This window comes from Paenibacillus tritici (assembly GCF_013204885.1).
Taxonomy (GTDB): domain Bacteria; phylum Bacillota; class Bacilli; order Paenibacillales; family Paenibacillaceae; genus Paenibacillus_AQ; species Paenibacillus_AQ tritici.
Map to the genome: position 1 here is coordinate 233,937 of NZ_JABMKX010000008.1, position 16,034 is coordinate 249,970.

Genomic DNA, 16,034 nt, shown 5'->3' on the forward strand with positions numbered 1-16,034 from the left:
CAGGCGCCTTCGCTTCTGAGCTTAGATGTACTTTTGAGCTTAGAGCCATTTCTGACATTAGATCCATCAGGTAACAAGCCTCTGCGGGCTTCCGCAGAGGCTTGTTGGCTATCTATCAGGGTCAGAGCTGCTTCAGCCGCTCATCCAGCAGCCGGAAGGCTTCTCTCAGGGCCGGCTTGGAGACTCCGCTGTAGACATCGCCGATGTTCAGCTCATAGTAACAAGAGGTGTCTCCTGTCTCCTTGAGCCGCGGCGTCAAGCCAATGCCGGTCTCCTGGTAGACTTGAATCAATACGGGCGCAAGCTGTTCTCTTGACAGGGCAAAATGGATATGGAACATATTCGAGACCGGAACCTCCGGCACCGTGGATACCTTATGGCAGCTGTTGAACATGGCAGCCAGCTCCTTGGCCTGCTCATAATATCCGGCCATAGCCCCGATTCTCTGCCGGTAATAATGCCGGGCCGGTACAATATAAGGATAGAGGCTGATCAGGTCGCCGCCATGGCGGCGTTTCCAGATCTTCGACTCCTCCGTGAACTCCCGGCTTCCGGCTAAGATAGCCCCGGCAATGCCGCCGATGCCCTTATAGAACGAGACATACACGCTGTCGAATAACCCGCAGACCTCTGCGGCGGTCTTGCCGTAGTATGGCAGCACCTCGAATAGTCTTGCCCCATCCAGATGGAGCATGATTCCCTGCTTCCGGCAGTAGGCCGATATAGCCTCCAGCTCGGCGTACTCCGGCAGTTGTCCGCCAATCTCCCGCTGCGGCAGCTCCAGCAGCAGACAGGCTACGCCCGGCTGCATGTTCTGAACGTCCTCCAGGGTAATCAACCGGTCAGCATCCGCGAGCAGCAGCGGTTCCAGATGATGCAGCTCCTTCAGTCCGTCCTGCTCATGAATCTCCAGATGGCACAGCGGGTGATAGGCCACGCTCCTGCTGCCCTTGCGGTCACTCCAGATCCGCAGGGCAATCTGCTGGGCCATCGTGCCGCTGGGGAAGAATACGCTGCATTCCTTACCCAGCACCCCGGCCATCTCAGCCTGGAAGTCCTCAATCACAGCGCCTGTCCCGTACAAGTCGGCAGTGAGAGTATCCTCCACTTCGGCCAGTGCTTCCTTGAGTACCGCGACGTCACGTGCGCCATGGCCTGCAAGCCGGACTTCCGTCCTGTCAAATGCCTCCATTAATGCCTTCTGCTCATCCATTCTGTTCTCCCGCCCTCTTTCTCAATACACCTCATTCAGTGCGAATACTTGAAATTATATCATTTCTCTACAAAATACCCGATTTATTTGAATGTTCACATGATATTCCTCTCCTTCAAGGTGAAATAAGTTGACCGCTGTGCTACAATATTGGAATTGCAAAGGCAATCGCTTAGGGAGGTTTATAAATACACCATGCTTATTATTGGTATCGCCGGCGGGACCGGTTCCGGCAAAACAACGGTAGCACGCTCCGTGATTGACCGTCTTGGCTCAGACAAAGTTACATTCATATCCCAGGATAACTACTATAAAGACCATTCCTACCTCAGCATGGCTGAACGCGGTGCGATTAATTATGACCACCCGCTGGCCTTTGACACGGAACTGCTGATAGAGCATCTGGATTGTCTGAAGGCCGGACAAGCCGCCTATGCCCCCGTGTATGATTTCACTGTTCATGCCCGTTCGACAGACAAGACCGTGGCGCTTGCCCCGAATAATATCGTGATTCTCGAGGGGCTGCATGTGCTGTCCGACGAGAAGCTGCGCGAGCAGCTTAACATTAAGGTATTCGTGGATACCGATCCCGATGTCCGCATCCTTCGCCGCGTGCTGCGGGATATCGAAGAACGCGGACGGACCATCCGCTCCATCCACACGCAATACCTGACCACGGTGAAGCCGATGCACGAAGCTTTCATTGAGCCCTCCAAGAAGTACGCGGACCTGATCATCCCGGAAGGCGGACAGAATGAAGTAGGTATCCAGCTACTGTCCGTATTGACCGAGAAGTATCTGTCCGGCGATCATCAGTGGAATTAAGCAGAGCGTATAGTGATATGGGAATTATAGAGCTGTCCGGCATGCCGGGCGGCTCTTTGCGTTAATTTCCCTGACACGTATCTCTCTTTTTCGGCGTGAAACCGAGGGTATGGGACAATGAGATCGCACCCTTTGTTATATTTGTTGACTGACAGCGCTTTATTCCCGAAATAAAGGGTTGATTATTTCCGCTTCATCTACTATGATTATTCCAACGGGTCGGCATTAAAGTTAAAGCGGTTTAATTTTAGTTATTTTATCCTTTGTAAATTGGCATCTTATAACTTAAGTTTATTCACAAAGTTAAAGCGCTTATACTTTTTAGGAAGAAAGGCTGGTGTGTTTGTGATTAAAAGCGAGAGCCGGCGGCAGACGTTCTACCTGTATCTGTTCATTTCTCCATGGCTAATCGGCTTCCTTATCTTCGCCCTGTACCCTATCTTGTCTTCGCTGTACTACAGCTTCACCGATTATGACATTATCCATCCGCCCAAGTTCATCGGCCTCGCCAACTACACCGAGATGTTCCATAACGAGCTATTCTGGCGATCCGTGAAGGTCACCCTAAGGTATACCTTCATCAGTGTGCCGGTACAATTGCTGCTGGGCCTCGGCTTCGCTCTGCTGCTGCATCAGTCCCTCCCCTGGCGCGGCTTCTTCCGGACAGCGATGTATTTCCCGAGCATGGTCTCCGGCGTTGCAATGTCGCTCCTCTGGTACTGGATCTTCAACCCGCAGATCGGCCTCTTCAACTATATGCTCTCCTGGTTCGGCATCCACGGCCCGGCCTGGCTGATGAATCCCGATACGGCGCTGTACGCTCTGATTATCATGTCCTTCTGGACAGCGGGCTCCGGCATGATTCTCTTCCTCGCCGGCCTGCAGGGTGTCCCGGCCAGCCTGATCGAAGCGGCCAATCTGGACGGGGCAGGACGCTTCCGCATTTTCCTGAATATTACGCTGCCGATGATCTCACCCGTCCTGCTGTTCCAGCTGATTATGGGCCTGATTGATTCTTTCCAGGTATTCACGCAAGCCTTCGTCATGACTCAAGGGGGGCCTAATTACTCCACCTGGTTCTACGTCTATAATCTGTATACCAGTGCCTTCAAGGAATACCGGGCCGGCTATTCTTCTGCGCTCGCCTGGGTTCTGCTCATTGTCGTCATGCTGTTCACAGCCGTCATTATGAAGCTGTCCCGCCGTTATGTCCACTATGAAGGAGGCAGCCGCCGATGAGCACCGTTAAGGCTACTAGCCCGCTTGGACCGCCTTCCCGGCCCCGCCGGAGACTTGCTCCCGTTAAGATTGCTAGCTTCATCACACTGATCATTACAACCTTCCTTATGCTGCTGCCGCTGTTCTTCATGGTCTCTACCTCGCTGAAATCCAAACGGGAGATGCTGAAGTTTCCGCCGACCTTTCTGCCGGAGAGCTGGGCCTGGAGCAATTATGCCGATATTTTCGAGACTCTCCAGTTCGGCACGCTCTACAAGAACAGCCTGATTATCGCCGGTCTCTCTGTCTTCGGCACCCTGCTCTCCTCCGCACTCGTCGCTTACGGATTCGCCAGGTACCGGGGACGCGGCAACAACTTCTGGTTCATCCTGCTGCTGAGCACGATGATGCTGCCTTATCCGGCCATTATGATTCCGCAGTTCGTCCTGTTCTCCAAAATGCAGTGGATTGACACCTTCCTGCCGCTGATCGTGCCCGCCTTCTTCGGCTCGGCGTATAACATCTTCCTGCTGCGGCAGTTCTTCTCTACGCTGCCCGAGGAATTGTTCGACGCCGGGCGGATGGACGGCTGCGGCGAGCTGCGGATGTGGCGAACCATCGCGCTTCCGCTGTCTGCGCCTGCGCTGGCAACCGTTGCGATCTTTGCTTTTATCTACAGCTGGAATGATCTGCTGACACCCGTGCTCTACCTCAGCTCTTCGGACAAATTTACGCTTCCGGTCGGCATGGCCTCGCTCACCTCCTCACGGTTCCGCATTCCGCCGTGGCATCTGCTGATGGTCGCCTCTGTCCTGGCTATGGTTCCGATCGTCACCTTGTTCGCTATTGCCCAGAAGCAGTTCGTGGAAGGCATTGTACTGACAGGCATCAAGTAACCCGGTTCAACAACACTTGAAATCATGGAGGGATTGAGCAATGAACAAGATCGTGAACAGCAAGAGGCCGGCAATTCTGCTTACCACCGCCCTGGCGGCAATGGTAGCCGTATCGGGCTGCGGCGGCGGCAAATCAGCAGGCGATGTGGCAGCAGGAGACAGCGGTGCAGGGAATTCCGGCAGTTCCGGTGAACAAGTGACGATATCGTATTATACGATTGACTCGGAGGACCGGACTTTTGTCGAGAAGCTGATCCCTGACTTCGAGAAGGAGCATCCGAACATCAAGGTCAAGGTGGAGAAAGCACCCTACGAGCAGTTCGACAGCAAGCTGCAGACGCTGATTGCCGGCGGCAATTCCCCGGATGTTACGAGCCACTACGGGTACGGCGGTTTCGCCGAGTATTATAACAAAGACATGCTGCTGGATCTGACAGACCTTATTCAAGAAGACGGCTTCAAGCCGGAGGACTACCACATTCCTGACAATCTGATGAAAATCTATACCGTTAACGGCCATACCTACGGCATTCCGGTCAATATGTATGTTACCTTGATGCTCTACAACAAGGATATGTTCGATGCCGCAGGGGTCTCCTATCCGCCAAGTGATTACGAGGATAAGAGCTGGACTTTTGAGCGGATGGTTGAGGATGCCAAGAAGATGACGCTGGTCTCGGATGACATAGCCAAAACGCAATACGGCGTAGACTTCACCTGGGCGGAGCGGGATATGCGTCCGCTGTACTTCGGGGCTGAACCCTATTCTGAGGATACCTGGACCAACGGCGGCGTTCCTTCCGAGACCCATTTCGACTCCCCTGAGGTCATTGCCGCTTATCAGAAGCTGTTCGACCTTGTCTTCAAGGATAAGGTGTCCCCGACTTCCGAATGGAGTAAAAGCGTGGCCGGACAGAACGGCGATCCGTTCGTCGCAGGCAAGATCGGCATGTCGATCGGCGGCTCCTGGAATCTCGCCGGGGCCAATGATTTCCCGTTCAAGATCGGCGTAGCCGCAGTTCCCTGGGGCGGCAATGACAAGGTGCGCAGCACGCTGTTCGTTGACCCGCTGCTGATTCTGAAGGATTCGAAGCATCCGAAGGAAGCTTTTGAATGGATCAAATATCTGATGACCACCGAAGTCCAGGAGAAGTCCATCGAGCTGAGCGGCGGCAATCCGCCGGTCAATACCGAAGCGGCTGAGGTCTATTACAAGCATTTTGACGGAATTGATCCGGGGGATGTGAAGAAGGTCTACGAGGGCGCGGTCCAATACGGCTACGAATCCTACAACCATCTGATCACTAACTACTCGCAGATCAACGATATGTTCATCAATGAGCTGCAGCCTGTCGAGACCGGACACAAGACGCTGGAAGAGGTGATGCCGGTCATTCAGAAGAAGGTCACGGAGATTATCGCCAGATAGGGCGGCGCCGGCAGCCTTGGCAATTATACGTTTAGCGGAACTCCGGTGCGCCCTGTATACTGAAGATAGAATATAGCACCGGAAATCCGCCGCAAGGAGCGCTTAAGATGAAAGTGAGTATTTTTGATGTAGCCAAAAAATCAGGGCTGTCCGTGGTCACCGTATCGCGGGTATTAAACGGTGCCGGGACCGTGCGGGAGAACAACCGCCAGAAGGTGCTGGATGCGATCAAGGAGCTGGATTACCGCCCGAATGCGGCTGCACGCAGCCTGGCCAGCGGCAAGACCGGCATCATCGGCCTGATTGTAACAACACTCCAGGATTCCTTCTTCGATGCCGTGGTCAAGGAGCTGAATGAGACGCTGGCCCTGCACGGATATTTCCTGGCGATCTCTATATCGACAGGCATCGGCTCTGACGAGAACCACTATCTGATTCAGGAAGACCGCGTAGACGGGCTTATCCTGCTCTCACCAATGAAAGAGGACAATTATATTGTCGAGCTGAAGCGGCGGGGCATCCCTTATGTACTGATCGACAATCAGCTGCCGGAGAATGACACCTACTCGGTCACCATCGACAACTTCAAGGGCGGTTATGCCGCAGCCAGCCACCTCCTGGAGCTGGGGCATACCTCCATCGCCCATCTCTGCGGGAATGAGATGTTCCGCAGTACACGGGAACGGCGTGCAGGCTTCCTGCAGGCATTACAGGAGCGGGGCATCCCCCCGTTCGAAATCGTTCCCGGCGACTTCGAGATCGGCATGGGCTACGGCACCGCGAAGCGCTGGCTGCAGGAGGGCAAGCTGCCTGCGGCTGTATTCGCCGGAGATGACAATATTGCCCTTGGGGTCATTAACGCCCTGATGGAAGCCGGAGTCCGGGTGCCTGAGGAAGTGGCGGTCGTCGGTTACGACGACCATTATATCGCTTCCCAGCTCCGCCCGCATCTGACCACCCTGCGCCAGCCTGCAGACAAGATCGGAGTGGCCGCCGCCCACATGCTGCTGCGCCGGATCAGCGGAGAGATGAAGCGCGGCTCCAATATCCGGATCGATCCGGAGCTGATCGTGCGGGAATCGACGCATTCAGGGTAGCATAGTTTGCGGAGTGAGGTCGAAGAAGATTAGGCTATCAAACCTTGCGTATGCTTTCGAAGCGAGTTTTGTACGATGAGATTCAATGAAGCACTGCTCACAAAACTAAGCGTATGCTTCCGAAGCAAGTTTGCGAAGTGAGGTCGAAGAAGATTAGGCTATCAAACTTTTAGGAGTGACGAACATTGGCTTACTATTTGGGGATCGACGGGGGAGGCAGCAAGACCTACGCCCTGCTGAGCGATGAACACGGCCGTATTCTCGGCAAGGGCAGGAGCGGCAACGGCAATCACCAGACCGGCGCGAAGCGCGCAGCGGAGAGTATCCGCGAAGCAGCCTTCGGTGCGCTGGCTGAAGCCGGGCTCCGGCTGGATCAGATCCGGCATACCTTCCTAGGGCTGGCCGGCGCTGACCGCGCGGCGGATTACGACATCCTCCATCCGATGATCCGCGGCATTGGACTCACAGAATATACGATCAGCGGCGATCCGATGATCAGCCTGCGCGCCGGAACGGACCGCCCCTACGGCGTAGCCCTGATCTGCGGCACCGGAACCAATGCTGCGGGGCGCAGCCCCCAGGGGCAGTACTTCCAGTGCGGCGGCTTCGATTATATGTACGGTGATTTCGGCGGCGGAGGCGCGCTGAATATCGAGGTCTTCCGCACAGTTATCCGCGCCTGGGACGGCCGGGAGCAGGCAACACTGCTTACTGCACCGCTCTTGAAGCTGCTCGGCTACGGGCAGGTAGAGGACATGTACAATGATTACCTGGATCACGGCAAGCAGGTGCCGCTGGATGCCGCCCGTCTGCTCTTCCCGGCGGCGTCTGAAGGCGATGCTGCAGCACTGGCGATCCTGAACCGGCAGGGCGTCGAGCTAGGCAAGGCTGCGGCGGCTGTAATCCATAGGCTCGGTATGGAGAACGACCGCTTCGATGTAGTATTGGCAGGAAGCCTGCTGACCCGGGGGGACCGCGGCTGGATTCGCGGCCCGATTGAGCAGGCTGTACGCGCAGCGGCACCGAATGCGGCTGTAGTCACCTTATCTACCGAACCCGTTGTCGGTGCGCTCTGGTCGGCACTGGAGAGTGACGGTATCCCGGTAAGCAATGAAGTCTATGATACAATGCGTACCTATCAGGAATTCGAACTTATTCCCATAACCCTAAGACAGGAGTGATTCATCTTGGCAGCGAATCAAGGTCTCAAGATTGCCGTGATTGGCGGGGGTTCTTCTTATACCCCCGAACTGGTAGAAGGCTTCATTCTGCATTACAGCGAGCTCCCGGTCCGCGAGCTGTGGCTCGTAGATATTGAGGCGGGCCTGCATAAGCTCAATATCGTGGGGGCTCTGGCTAAGCGGATGGTTCAGAAATCCGGTCTTCCTATAGAGGTCCACCTCACCACCGACCGGCGCGAAGCCATTGCCGGTGCGGACTTCGTCAGCACCCAGATCCGTGTCGGGATGCTGGATGCCCGCGCCCGCGACGAGTCAATTCCGCTGAAATACGGCGTGATCGGCCAGGAGACAACCGGTCCCGGAGGAATGCTGAAGGCGCTGCGCACCATCCCCGTCATCCTCGGCATCTGCCGGGATATCGAGGAGCTGGCACCGGATGCCTGGCTGCTTAACTTCACCAATCCGGCGGGCATGGTCACCGAAGCGGTGCTGAGGTATTCCAAGGTGAAGAGCATTGGTCTATGCAATGCCCCGATTGGGCTGATCAAGCAGGTATCGGCCAAATATAATGCCGCCCCTGACCGGATCTATGCCGAGTTCGTCGGTCTCAACCATCTGCACTGGATCACCCGGATTGATGTAGAAGGGGAAGACAAGCTGGAGGACATGCTGGCTGATACCGCAGGCTACAGCGCGAAGAATGTGCCGGCACGCGAGTGGAATCCTGAATTTCTGCAATCGCTGCACGCCTTGCCTTCGTATTATTTGAAGTATTTCTACATGACCGATGCGATGCTCGCAGAGCAGCAGGCCGCAGCCGCACAAGGCGAGAACCGCGCCGAAGTCGTCAAGCGTGTGGAGGAAGAGCTGTTTGAAATCTACGGCAACCTAGAGCTGGATGAGAAGCCGAAGCAGCTGGAGCAGCGCGGCGGAGCCTTTTATTCGGAAGCCGCGGTGAACCTGATGCGCTCCCTGCACAACGGCACGAACGACATTCAGACGCTGAACGTGGCGAACCGGGGCATTCTGAGCTTCCTCCCGGACGATGCCAGCATCGAGGTGAATTGTGTCGTCACCAGGACCGGCCCCCTTCCCCTGCCGCTGACCAGGATTCCGCCGATGGCCACCGGGCTCATCCATGCCGTCAAAACCTACGAGCAGCTCGCCATCGACGCCGCTGTCACCGGAGACCGCAGCCTGGCTATTCAAGCCTTGGCCCATCATCCGCTTGTTCCTTCTGTAGAAGTGGCCATCGCCATGCTGGATGAGATGCTGGAGGCGAATAAGGAGTATCTGCCGGCCTTTTTCGGGCAAGCAGCTGCCCCCGTAGCTAATATATAGACGCGATTCGACAAAAAAAGCCTGTGCTGACCGCAGATCATAACTTGCGGCCGGCACAGGCTGTATTATTTATTTGACAATCGTATAGCGGTAGGTCTCGCCTTCAATCTTGAAATCGGCATAGAGCGGCTTGCCGCTGGACTTCACTTCGTCAGGAATCTCAGCCAGGAAGACCAGGGTACCGTTCTTAAGCGGTTCAATCTCGGAAATGCTGGTATACGTGAAGTCTTCACCGCCGTTCTCCTCCATGGTAGCGAAGGTTCCATATTCATATTTGTTGTCGTAGGTAACCTCTACATCCGCTACCTTATCTGCATCCATGGCTTCGCCCTTCAGGTTCTTCACTTTCAGGGTGATCGCCAGATAGATGGTGCCCGGCTCCTTGGCTTCATAGTAGGTGTGGAATGATCCCGGGTTGGACGGACTGACCTTCTTGCCAAAAGAAGTCTTGGTAATCGTATATTCACCGGTCCCCTCAATCACCAGCGGCGTGCTTTTTACGATCACCTTCTGGTCATTCCCGGGATCAGCCGCCACAGTGGTGGCCTCTTCGCTTGCCGGTTCCTGCGGCTCTGCCGCTTCTGTATTCCCGGATGCCCCCTCAGGCTTCTTCAACGCCGCCTTCAGACTGTCATTCTCTTCCTTCAGGAACTTGTTCTCTTGCTGCAGCTTGCCCATCTCTATCTTCAGCTTCTCCGTGTTGTCTCCGTTAGAGCCTGAATTGCCTGAAGAGCATCCGGCCACCGATACCGCCAGCATGGCAGCAGCTAACCACATACCGCCTGTTTTCACCTTCATAAGACACCCCAATATTTGTATTTAACCCTCTATATTATAAGACAAGCCCCCTCGATTGAGGATAGAAAAATATGTCGAATTAACATACACTTTCAAAATAATCCCATACTCCAGTTACTCTCTATGCTGCTTGCGGTACTGCAGCGGAGAACGTCCGGTAACCCCCTTGAACAACCGCCCGAAATGGGCGATGCTCTCGAAGCCTGTCTCGGCGGCGACCCGGGTCATCGGCCAATCCGTCTGCGTAAGCAGCGTCTGCGTCTCGCGGATGCGGACATAATTCAGATACTCGATAATCGTGAACCCCGTCGTCTGCTTGAAGATCCGGCACAGATACGTGGAGCTGATGAAGAACTGCTCGGCAATTCCGCCCAGGCTCAGCTTCTCCCCGTAGTGGGTATCCAGATATTCAATAATGCCGTACACCCGGCGCTGTCCCTCGCTCTGTTCGGGGGAGACCAGCGCAGGTTTCGCCTTGCGTATCCGTTCCAGTTGAATCAGCAGTTGCAGCAGCAGCGTCCTTGTATATTCAGCGCCCCACAGCTTGTCCTCCTTCTGTTCTCCCAGCATGGCCTGGAGCAGATCGGCGATCCTTCCCTGTTCATGCGCCGTAGGCCGCAGCAGGAAGCTCTCTCCCCCGAACACATTCATCCATCCCGGGCCGGGAGCCACCGGCGCAACATAGGAATCGTCGAAGCTCACCAGGACCCGCTCATGCGGCTGATGGTTACCGCCCGCTGTGCGGTGGAGATGGTTTTTGTTAATAAAGACGAGGTCACCAGCCTCCAGCGCATACATGCGGTTGCGGATATAGTAATGCCGTTCCCCGGACAGCAGATAGTATATTTCATAGAAATCATGGAAATGGTCGATGTCCATATTGAATGGCCCTTTGCGCTTCAACTGCTCAATCTGGAATATAGGTTCCACCCTACCATCACGCCCCTTGCCAGGATAATATACGCACACTTTGGAGGGAAATTGACTAAATACCGTTCACTTTCTGCATTTCCTATACTATAAAATAGAATCAAATCCAAGTAAATGGAGTGATCCCCTTGTCCAAAAAGAAATATGCACTCGTCGGCACCGGTGGCCGGGCTGAATTTTTCTATGGCGCTCTTGTTACCGTTTACAATGAAACGTCCGAGCTGGTGGCCTTCTGTGATGTGAATCAGACGCGGATGAATTTCGCTAATCATATGCTTACCGGCAAATACAATTACCATGAGGTGCCTACCTACAAAGCCGAGGATTTCGACCGCATGATTACCGAGACGCGGCCCGACTTCGTGCTGGTGACTACGATTGACCGTACCCACCACAAGTATATTATCCGCGCAATGGAGCTGGGCTGTGATGTTATTTCCGAGAAGCCGATGACCATCGACGAGGAGAAATGCCAGGAGATCTTCGACGCTATTGAGCGTACCGGCAAGAATCTACGAGTAACTTTCAACTATCGCTATGCGCCGCATAATACGAAGATCCGCGAGGTCATTATGGACGGCGTGCTGGGTGAGATCCTGTCCGTCAACTTCGAATGGCTGCTGAATACCCAGCATGGAGCAGATTACTTCCGCAGATGGCACCGTGACAAGCGGAACAGCGGCGGCCTTTTGGTGCACAAATCGACGCATCACTTCGACCTGATGAACTTCTGGCTGGCTTCGCAGCCGGATACAGTGTTCGCCATGGGCGATCTGCGCTTCTACGGCAGGGAGAATGCCGAGAAGCGCGGCATCACGGAGTTCTACCAGCGTGCCTACGGCAGCAAGACTGCCGAGAACGATCCCTTCGCGCTCCATCTGGACCGCAATGAACACCTGAAGAGCATGTACCTGGATGCCGAGCATGAAGACGGGTATCAGCGCGACCAGAGTGTGTTCGGGGACAATATCAGCATCGAAGACACCATGAGCGTAATGGTCAAATATAAGAATAAGACCGTCATGAACTATTCGCTTAACGCCTATATGCCGTGGGAAGGCTTCATCATCGTCTTCAATGGCACGCAGGGGCGCATGGAGGTCCGCATCACCGAGCAATCCTATGTCAATTCGGGCGGAAGCAAAGAAAGCGAGGGCGCACTGCAAGGCGTCAGCATGATGATCTACCCGCACTTCAAGGAGCCTTACCGCGTCGAGTTCGAGAGCAGCAGCGGCGGACATGGCGGCGGTGACCCGGTGCTGCTCAGCGATATTTTTGACAAAAAGCAGGAAGACCGCTTCAATCGTGCAGCCTCGCACAAGGACGGCGCTATGTCGATCATGACCGGCATCGCCGCCAACCGCTCCATGAAGACCGGCCTGCCCGTGAGGGTGGACGAACTCTGGAAGGGGTAGTCAGGCGTCTTGCCTTTCCCCTTGGCAGAGAGTAGACAGAAGAACCCCTTACCCACTTGAGTGTGGGGAGAGGGGTTCTTTTGTATTGTAGCTGGCGTATGACGCATCTCTTTCGTGTGTTGCGGTGAACTTGCGCATTACCGAACAATATCATAGTTAGCAATTGGATAAACGTATCTTAATTCGGATGTTTCGCTGCCTTTAAGAATATTAATTGGAAAAACGTTATTTAATTTCATGCATTCCCTCTACTCTGATTGATTTGCAGTCGATTAAGTGCTGTTATTCCAATTGCTGCCTGGAAAAGACTGCTCCGGGCATAAGCAAGTGGAGGATTTCCAACTAACTCCGGGCAAAAGCTTATAAAAAAAAGCTCTTCAGTTAGAAGAGCTTTCGCTTGCATCAAGTGTAAAACCTGTATGCGGTCAAGAGGACTCGAACCTCCACGATATTGCTATCACTGGCACCTGAAGCCAGCGCGTCTGCCAATTCCGCCATGACCGCAAAGAAAATATATAATGCAACGCAAGAAGTAATATATCACGAATCTTTCGGAAGAACAAGAGTTTTTTTATTTTTTTGTGCTAAGAAAGAATGTAGAAGCATGGGGGCTAAGTAGCATAGCGTATCAACCTGTAGTTGTTTGTTCTATGCCCCCTACCCTACTCCAGTAAATGGTTATTTCGCATGCATGGAATATAATAGACTTACGACGTCGGAATTCATTATGGGAGTTGGACTAAGCATGATCAGTAGCGACAAAGTGGGTAAACGGATTTCCTCTCTCCGGAAAGCTAAAGGCTTATCCCAGGAACAATTAGCAGAACAGCTCCATGTCAGCGCTCAGGCGATATCCAAATGGGAGACCGGCAAGTCACTGCCGGAGACAGCGACTCTCCCGCTACTCTCCACTGCATTAAACCACCCGATTGACAGCATTCTGCTGCCCCAGGAGCTTGTGGTGCTCTCTGCAATCTGCACGGACGGCCAGCAACAGCTGGATGTTACCCATCTGGTGAACCCGTTTGTTGCCTCAGACCGCTTAAGCTTAGTCGCCGGGGAGCCCCTCTTCCCCCACTCGTGGACGGACGGCTGCCTGAAGCTGCTGCTCGTTACGTATGAGACACCTGCTGGCATTTATTCGACTTATGTGCTGAAGGACCAGTTACTTACGATAGACGTCCATTCGGACGGTTATACCTCCGGCGGCAATGAGCTGCAGATTATTGCGGCAAATTACGGTAACGAACAGGCCAACCGCAGCGTTACCGCCAAAATGAAGCATTATGAGCATTTTCGTTGGACTCATTTCACCGCCTCACATGAGCTATTTCCCAGTCTGATCAATAGTGAAGGCAATGACTACCTGCTATTAGTCTACCTGAATGCAGAAGGCATTCATGCCGTAAGCTGTGCAGAAGGCGAACAGATTCACTACAGTCCAGACCGAAGCTGTCTCTACCGGATTAATTCCTCTCAGCAGCAATGCATTCTGGAAGGAACCCCGCGGCTGGCCTTCGGCCGGAATCAGGATTGCTCCTGGGCAGGGGCGATGGCTCTTTCCCTTGCAGCCAGAGGAATAGAGACAAGTTATGATCAGGTGATGGGTTATTCAGGAGCCTGCTGGAGAGTGGCTTTTGAACCGGTGTGGGATTACAGCTCTGCGGATGCCTTGGTCGTCTATGATTATTCCATACCAGTCTGTAAGGCTTATGGAATAAGCGCCAGCCGGGCTAACCGGCTGGGCCCGCAGCAGCGCGCAGCCGAGAAGCTGGCAATTCTGGAGGATATCCGCCAAGGCAGACTGCCAATCGCGATTAACCTCAGAGTAGCGCCGGAGTGGGGAGTCATCACAGGATATCTGGAGGCGGGAAATGTGCTGTTGTGCCGCAGTTATTTTGACGATGAGACCTTCGGCGAGCTTGAAGCTGATCCTGAGTTCCAAGCGCATATGAAGGTAAGCAAAGGGCACCTCTACGTGGACCATTGGCCTTATCGGATAATCCGCCTTGGCGATCAGTCTGAGGCTCCATCTACGCTGGAGAATCTGTACGCTTCACTCCGTATTAAGCTGGCATCCATGCAAAGTGAGGCCGCAGCCAACAGTTCTTATGCATCAGGCTACAAAGCGCTGGAGATGTGGGCAGCGGGACTGCTGGACTATCATTGGTACGCCGCAGCAGACGAGGAGGCCTTCAGCCGCAGGTTATCCGTCAATCACTTCTGCATGATGGCACTGACAGATGCCCGCCGGAGTGCCGCGGCCTATTTGCATGAATCCCTGCCGCTGGTGAATGACCCGCGCCAACAGGCTGCCTTGTCTGAGATGGCTGAGCTGTATGGGGAGATGGCTGAGCTGCTGGAAACCTGTTATGAGGAGTTGCCCGACCCTGCTGTCATTAAGAAGACAGGTACTTCACCCAGTCACAGCTGGACTACCCGGCAGCGTGAGCAGCAGGCGGAGCTGCTGGCGAAGGTTGCTTCGCTGGAGCATCAGGGAGATACTCTTGCACAAACGGTGCTGAGCCTAACTTAATAGAGCATTGTTGTTCAACGGCTCTAGTGCCGGGTTTGGCCTGACGGAGCATTCTTGTGCAACATGCAGAAGCTTAAGCAGAAGCGCTGGACGCTTTTGCTTAAGCCAGCCTGCTGTCTGAAGTTAATCTAATTTACGGACCGGCCGCAGAACCGCATACCCATAACCCTCGGGGAAATGCCGCTGATAATCCTGCTTATCCTCCTCATCCCACACATAGCCCATAACCGCGGGATCATAATTCCAGGCCACTTCCTCCACAATCTGCATCACCTGACCATTATCCTGCAAGTAATCAAAGGGCGGGTGGAAAAAGACCAGATATTCAGATTCCTGAATATCCCAACATTCCATACCCTCCGGAACCGCCCCGTCGTAATCAGCCGCGACAAGGATACCATACAGGTAGCCTTTGCGCCCGTCCTGATAGAACCAGCCTGCCGTCTGACCCAGTTGCCCGGGCAGCGTATAATGCGACATGCTCTCCAGAGTTCCGGAGACCTCATCGCAGTCATGCCCATTCTTCCAGAATCCTCCGTAATTGTTAGAGCCGATATCTCGGATGCCGATAAACTTATGCGCCGGTATCAACTCAAGCTTAATCTCCGCTTCCTGCAAATGCACCTGTCTCATTCTATCCCGCTCCCTGATCAGATAATGATAAGGAGAGAACACCTCGGCGCGAATAGCCAGCGGAATCGGCTGCGGGGCTTTGCGGTAAGCATGGGGAGTAAGCCTGAAGGCTCTGAGAAAAGCCCGCGAGAAGGCTTCCTGCGAGGAAAAGCCGAACTTCACGGCAATATCCAGAATGCGCGTATCCGTGTCCCTAAGCTCCAGCGCAGCCCGGCCAATCCGGCGCTGCCAGACATAGTCCCGCAGTGTCATTCCGGTCAGCACATGAAATTGCCGGGTGCAGTAATACGGCGAATACCCCAGCTGCTCAGACATCTCCAGCAGCGTTGGCGAAGCCGCAAGGTCCTCTTCCACCCAGTCAATCATGCGCTGGACCATCTCATTCCATTCGTACATTGTTGTCCTCCTCCTTTCATTACTGATCTTAGCAGAGGCCTAGAGAGTAGATATGACTTGAGTTGCACTGTGTAAACGATCTATCAAAAAGGACACCCGCAGGTGTCCTTTTTGATTCTATTTGAT

At 54.1% G+C, this 16,034-nt stretch carries 13 protein-coding genes and 1 tRNA gene; 9 read left to right on the forward strand and 5 right to left on the reverse strand.

Annotated elements, in window-relative coordinates; all coding sequences use genetic code 11:
- Positions 1-121: 121 nt before the first annotated feature.
- Entirely contained in the window at positions 122-1,213 is a 1,092-nt protein-coding gene (locus tag HQN87_RS16205) for a threonine aldolase family protein (protein ID WP_173135402.1), read from the reverse strand.
- Between the two features lie 195 nt (positions 1,214-1,408).
- Here HQN87_RS16205 and udk point away from each other — a divergent pair, with 195 nt between their 5' ends.
- The 7 genes from udk to HQN87_RS16240 all read left to right on the forward strand — a co-directional run bounded on the left by udk (position 1,409) and on the right by HQN87_RS16240 (position 9,200).
- Positions 1,409-2,038, forward strand: coding sequence for a uridine kinase (udk, locus tag HQN87_RS16210; RefSeq protein ID WP_173135405.1), 630 nt, complete (start codon positions 1,409-1,411; stop codon positions 2,036-2,038).
- 345 nt (positions 2,039-2,383) lie between these two features.
- Positions 2,384-3,277, forward strand: a complete 894-nt coding sequence (locus tag HQN87_RS16215; RefSeq protein WP_173135817.1) for a carbohydrate ABC transporter permease — start codon at positions 2,384-2,386, stop codon at positions 3,275-3,277.
- Complete coding sequence (locus tag HQN87_RS16220) at positions 3,274-4,152, forward strand: carbohydrate ABC transporter permease (RefSeq protein ID WP_173135408.1); 879 nt, start codon at positions 3,274-3,276, stop codon at positions 4,150-4,152. The genes HQN87_RS16215 and HQN87_RS16220 overlap by 4 nt, the downstream gene beginning before the upstream one ends.
- 40 nt (positions 4,153-4,192) lie before the next feature.
- Positions 4,193-5,581, forward strand: coding sequence for an ABC transporter substrate-binding protein (locus tag HQN87_RS16225; RefSeq protein WP_173135411.1), 1,389 nt, complete (start codon positions 4,193-4,195; stop codon positions 5,579-5,581).
- Positions 5,582-5,688: 107 nt separating this feature from the next.
- Positions 5,689-6,678, forward strand: coding sequence for a LacI family DNA-binding transcriptional regulator (locus tag HQN87_RS16230; RefSeq protein ID WP_173135414.1), 990 nt, complete (start codon positions 5,689-5,691; stop codon positions 6,676-6,678).
- A 185-nt stretch (positions 6,679-6,863) separates the two neighbouring features.
- The gene (locus tag HQN87_RS16235) at positions 6,864-7,859 is read left to right on the forward strand and encodes an N-acetylglucosamine kinase (RefSeq protein WP_173135417.1); all 996 of its coding nucleotides are present in this window, start codon (positions 6,864-6,866) and stop codon (positions 7,857-7,859) included.
- Positions 7,860-7,865: 6 nt separating this feature from the next.
- Positions 7,866-9,200 carry a 6-phospho-beta-glucosidase gene (locus HQN87_RS16240; protein ID WP_173135420.1) on the forward strand — a complete coding sequence of 445 codons (1,335 nt, stop codon included), beginning with the start codon at positions 7,866-7,868 and terminating at the stop codon, positions 9,198-9,200.
- A gap of 69 nt (positions 9,201-9,269) precedes the next feature.
- On the opposite strand, the gene HQN87_RS16245 is transcribed toward HQN87_RS16240, so the two are convergent.
- Entirely contained in the window at positions 9,270-9,998 is a 729-nt protein-coding gene (locus HQN87_RS16245; protein ID WP_254075518.1) for a bZIP transcription factor, read from the reverse strand.
- Between the two features lie 114 nt (positions 9,999-10,112).
- Positions 10,113-10,928 carry a helix-turn-helix domain-containing protein gene (locus HQN87_RS16250; RefSeq protein WP_367272733.1) on the reverse strand — a complete coding sequence of 272 codons (816 nt, stop codon included), beginning with the start codon at positions 10,926-10,928 and terminating at the stop codon, positions 10,113-10,115.
- Positions 10,929-11,056: 128 nt separating this feature from the next.
- On the opposite strand from HQN87_RS16250, the gene HQN87_RS16255 reads away from it, so the two are divergent.
- Positions 11,057-12,343: a Gfo/Idh/MocA family protein gene (locus tag HQN87_RS16255; RefSeq protein ID WP_173135423.1), complete on the forward strand. Its 1,287-nt coding sequence runs from the start codon at positions 11,057-11,059 to the stop codon at positions 12,341-12,343.
- Positions 12,344-12,763: 420 nt separating this feature from the next.
- On the opposite strand, the gene HQN87_RS16260 is transcribed toward HQN87_RS16255, so the two are convergent.
- A tRNA-Leu gene (locus tag HQN87_RS16260) sits at positions 12,764-12,847 on the reverse strand.
- A 241-nt stretch (positions 12,848-13,088) separates the two neighbouring features.
- Between HQN87_RS16260 and HQN87_RS16265 the strand changes: the two genes are divergently transcribed.
- Positions 13,089-14,879 (forward strand): helix-turn-helix domain-containing protein, encoded by a 1,791-nt coding sequence (locus HQN87_RS16265; protein ID WP_216857323.1) that lies wholly within the window; start codon positions 13,089-13,091, stop codon positions 14,877-14,879.
- Between the two features lie 123 nt (positions 14,880-15,002).
- Here HQN87_RS16265 and HQN87_RS16270 read toward each other — a convergent pair whose 3' ends face one another.
- Positions 15,003-15,908 carry a helix-turn-helix domain-containing protein gene (locus HQN87_RS16270; protein WP_173135429.1) on the reverse strand — a complete coding sequence of 302 codons (906 nt, stop codon included), beginning with the start codon at positions 15,906-15,908 and terminating at the stop codon, positions 15,003-15,005.
- Between the last annotated feature and the right edge of the window lie 126 nt (positions 15,909-16,034).